Annotated in this window: 3 protein-coding genes; all 3 read left to right on the top strand. The window is 66.1% G+C overall.

Translation table 11 applies throughout. The annotated features are described in order from the left end of the window. The first annotated feature begins 4 nt into the window (after positions 1 to 4). The 3 genes from K8V11_RS14185 to K8V11_RS14175 all read left to right on the top strand — a co-directional run bounded on the left by K8V11_RS14185 (position 5) and on the right by K8V11_RS14175 (position 4,010). On the top strand, positions 5 to 607 hold the full coding sequence (locus K8V11_RS14185) for a superoxide dismutase (protein ID WP_303915653.1): 603 nt from the start codon (positions 5 to 7) through the stop codon (positions 605 to 607). Between the two features lie 299 nt (positions 608 to 906). Beyond that, positions 907 to 2,970 carry a neutral/alkaline non-lysosomal ceramidase N-terminal domain-containing protein gene (locus K8V11_RS14180; RefSeq protein WP_303915650.1) on the top strand — a complete coding sequence of 688 codons (2,064 nt, stop codon included), beginning with the start codon at positions 907 to 909 and terminating at the stop codon, positions 2,968 to 2,970. Between the two features lie 212 nt (positions 2,971 to 3,182). Next, positions 3,183 to 4,010, top strand: a complete 828-nt coding sequence (locus K8V11_RS14175) for a DUF6474 family protein (protein ID WP_303915647.1) — start codon at positions 3,183 to 3,185, stop codon at positions 4,008 to 4,010. Positions 4,011 to 4,217 lie beyond the last annotated feature (207 nt).

Below are 4,217 nucleotides of genomic sequence, written 5' to 3'. Positions count from 1 at the left end.
GATGATGGCTGAGTACACGCTTCCGGATCTTGATTACGATTACGGCGCTCTGGAGCCGGCTATTTCCGGTGAGATCATGGAGTTGCACCACTCCAAGCACCACGCGACCTACGTCAAGGGCGCCAACGACGCTCTCGCGCAGCTCGAGGAGGCCCGTGATGACGGGTCGATCTCGTCGAAGGCTCCGCTGCTGTCGAAGAACCTCGCGTTCCACCTCGGTGGGCACACGAACCACTCGATCTTCTGGAAGAACCTGTCCCCGAACGGTGGCGGCGAGCCGACCGGCGAGCTCGCCGAGGCGATCGGCCGTGACTTCGGTTCGTTCGAGAAGTTCAAGTCGCATTTCAACGCTGTCGCGCTCACGCTGCAGGGCTCGGGTTGGGCCGTGCTGGGCTACGACCACATCGGTGGCCGTCTGGTTGTTCAGCAGCTCACCGATCAGCAGGGCAACATCTCGGTGAACCTGACGCCGCTGCTCATGCTCGATATGTGGGAGCACGCGTTCTACCTGCAGTACAAGAACGTCAAGGCTGATTACGTCAACGCTGTGTGGGACGTATTCAACTGGGAGGACGTCGCCTCCCGTTACGCTGCGGCCAAGGCATAACCAGCCACACAGGCATAACCCCCTCTTGCCAGCCGGCCCTGACCGGCCGCCACCTGAGGAGTAGCGCGCGCCCTCCGGCACCACGAATGCCGGAGGGCGCAACTGTATTTATGGGACCACGCCCCTCGGGGCGACGGCCTCGGACCTCACTTTTCGTTTTCCCCGAAAGCCGCTCAGCACCGCATCGCTTGTTCTAGTCTGAGCCGAGGAAATCAGTTGATGCAGCGTCCAGTTCCGGCTGCGCGCGAAAACACGCACGCCCAGAACTCGTCGACGCGGCCACGAGGAACGGATTCGCCATGGCCCAGGGCTCACATCACTCGACAAGCAGCGTCGTCTCTCGCCGCACGGTTCTGCGTTCCGCGGCGATCGCCGGCGGCGCGGCAACGCTGGCGAGCATGCTCCCCGCCTATTCCGCCGCACAGACCTCTAATCTTCTCGTCGGCCGAGGGATCGGCGACATCACGGGCGAGCCGTTGGGCGCGGGCATGAACGGATACGCGGAGATGAGTCAGATGTCCACGGGCCTGCATCTGCGGCAGCGTGCCCGCGCGTTCATCTTCGCCGAGTCGGCGGATTCGCCGCGCATCGCCATGGTCACCTGCGAGATGGGGCTGATGTTCCAGTCGATCCAGCTCGAGGTGCTGCGTAGGCTGCGCGAACGCTTCGGCGACACCTACCACGAGGGCAACGTGCTGCTGTCGGCAACGCACACCCACGTCGCGCCGGGAGGCACCTCGGGGCACCCGATGGTGGACCTTTCGATGTTCGGGTTCCGTCCCGCGACATTCGAGGCGAACGTCGCCGGCATCGTCGACGCGATCGTCATGGCACATGAGGACTTGGCGCCCACCGAGATCGGGGTGAGCCATGCCGAGCTGACGAACGCCGGCGTCAACCGCTCCAAACAGGCATTCGACGCGAACCCTGCCGAGGATAAGGCCGCGTTCCCCACGGGCATCGACCCGCGCTCGCAGACGCTGCAGATGTATCGCGGCGGGGAGCTCGTGGGCGTGCTCAACTGGTTCGGCGAGCACGCCACGTCGATGTCGACCGACGCGACGCTCGTGTCGACAGACAACAAGGGCTACTCGGCATGGCATTGGGAGCGCGAGGTCGCGGGCCAGGACTATCTCTCCGGCGCCCCGCTGCCGCTCATCACCGCGTTTGCCCAGTCCAACGCCGGGGATATATCGCCGAACCTCAATCTGAGTCCGGGCAGCGGCCCCACGGACAACGAGTACGAGAACACGCGCATCATCGGCACCCGCGAGTACGACGCCGCGGCCGGGCAGATCGGCGCGATGGCTCCGCTCGGCGCCGGAATTGACGTGCGCCACGTCTGGGTCGACATCACCGCGGTCGAAGTACAACCGGAGTTCACAGGCGACGGCCGCACTCACCGCACCGCGATCGCCGCGCTCGGCGCAGCATTCGCTGCCGGTTCGCAAGAAGACGGCGGCGGTGGCGACGACCTACCGTTCAACGAGGGCGAAAGGGGTGGCAATCCGGCGGTCGCTCAGATTGGGGACGTCGTGATCCCGCAGTGGCTGCGCGACGCCCATGGCGCCAAGGACATCCTGCTACCGGCCGGGCTCGTGCCCAACGCGATCCAACGCGTCTTCCCGTTCCACCTCGTCCGCCTCGGCTCGCAATACATTTTCGGCGTCCCGTTCGAGATCACGGTCGTGTCCGGGCTCCGGCTGCGCAGGACCATCGGCAAGGCCCTCGGAGTCTCCCCCGAGCAGGTGCTCGTCCAGGGCTACACGAACGGCTACGGCCACTACGTGACCACGCCGGAGGAGTACGCGACGCAGAACTACGAGGGCGGCGCCACCGCGTTCGGCCCGTGGCAGCTGCCCGCCATCGCCCAGATCGGCGCGGGGCTCGCGAGGTCGATGCGCGAAGGCACGCCGAACGACCCGGGCACGTGGGAGCGCGACCTCACCGGCGTCATCCCCGCGTCTCCGTTCGGCAACCCCAGCGTGGACGTGCCCGCCCCGGGGAACGCGTTCGGCGACGTCATCGACCAGCCGCAGGAGGCATACCGTTCGGGCCAGCGCGTGCTCGCGCGCTTCGCCGGAGCCAACCCGAACACCGATCTGCGCCGCGGGTCGACCTACCTCGCCGTGGAGCGCGAGGCCCCGGGAGCCGGCGGCTGGACGCGGGTGCACGACGATGGCGACTGGTCGACGATGATCACCTTCGAAAACCTTGGCCCCTTCACCAACGCGCTTATCTCGTGGGACATCCCGCAGGGCACGCCGCCCGGCCGCTACCGCATCACCTACTCGGCCACCGGTCGCGGACTGGGCTCGACGTTCCCCATCAACGGCGCCACCCGCGAATTCCAAGTGGACTAGGCACCCGGACCGCGCCCGCGGACCGCGCCTCCAGGAAGTCGAATTCAGCGCAGGATCGGATTCATTTCACCGCCCGCTCGCGGGACATATTGCCGCTCGAAGGGTTCACTTCGCCCGCAACCGGCCGGTAGCTCGTATGATGTGCAATTAGAGCGCTTATCCGACTGGCCAGTCGGGTCGAAATAAATTCTCGGACCGAAGGATCTTTAGACATGGACACCCTGACCAGCAAACTCACCTCGCTCCGCAAGAATCGGTCGGTTCGCCGAGCCGAGGAGAAGGCGCTTCGCCGGAAGGCGACTATCGAGGCCAAGGCTCAGGTCAAGGCGCAGAAGGCCGCGGAGAAGATCCGCGACAAGGCCGATTCGAAGAACGTCAAGAAGCTGAAGAAGCGCGCGGAGAAGGCCACCAAGCGCACGACGAAGAAGGCGAAGAAGACCGCCGCCTCTCTCGAGCAGGGCCACCAGGAGCGTCGCCGCGGCGCCGCGGAGCTGAAGATCCGGGAGAACAAGTCCGAGGACAAGGCACGCCGCAAGCAGTTGGCGAAGGAAGCCAAGCTTCAGTCCAAGGCCGACAAGGCCGCGGCCAAGGACGCGAAGGTCGGCCGCGCCCACGAGAAGAAGATGGCCGAGCTCGAGCTCGCGAAGGTCAAGCAGGGCCACCTCAACAAGGATTCTGCCAAGCGTTACGTCGGCTTCGCACAGATCGTGCTGCCGGTCCTCGCACCCCTCGCGTTCAAGGGCATCACTTCCGCGCAGGGCTCGACCGCGCCGTTGGCCGCCAACCCCGCCACCGCGCTGGAGAACCGCATCTCCGCGCTGCGCGAGTCTCTGTCCAAGCTCAACGCCAACCGCGGCAGCGAGCCGGAGATCGCGCGATTCTCCGAGCGCACCGAGGTTCGCCTCAATGACATGAACACCGCGCTCGAGACCGCGGAGTCGATTCCGACGGCGGAGCGTCGCAACGTGCACAAGTCGATTTCCGGCGAGCTCGACCGCGTCAATCGCGACGTTCTCGCCCGCCTCGGAGTGAAGAGCTAGGCCCTCTTCAACACCTCCGACGCACCGCGCGGCGTGGCCCCCTTGTGGGCCCGTCGCGCGACGTCATTTTCGACCTTTGCCGCGGCAGGCAGCCATAATTGCGGCATGCGCATTTCTTCCGTTCGCTCCGCGTCCTCAGCTCGCCCCTCCGCCGCTGCCTCGGGCTCGGCCGGTATCCGGCGCCGGATCGCCGCCCGCGGCATGGCC

This window comes from Dietzia timorensis (assembly GCF_020742175.1).
In the GTDB taxonomy this organism is placed as follows: domain Bacteria; phylum Actinomycetota; class Actinomycetes; order Mycobacteriales; family Mycobacteriaceae; genus Dietzia; species Dietzia timorensis_A.
Note: the sequence above shows the minus strand (reverse complement) of the source record. Positions and strands in the feature narration are given on the sequence as shown.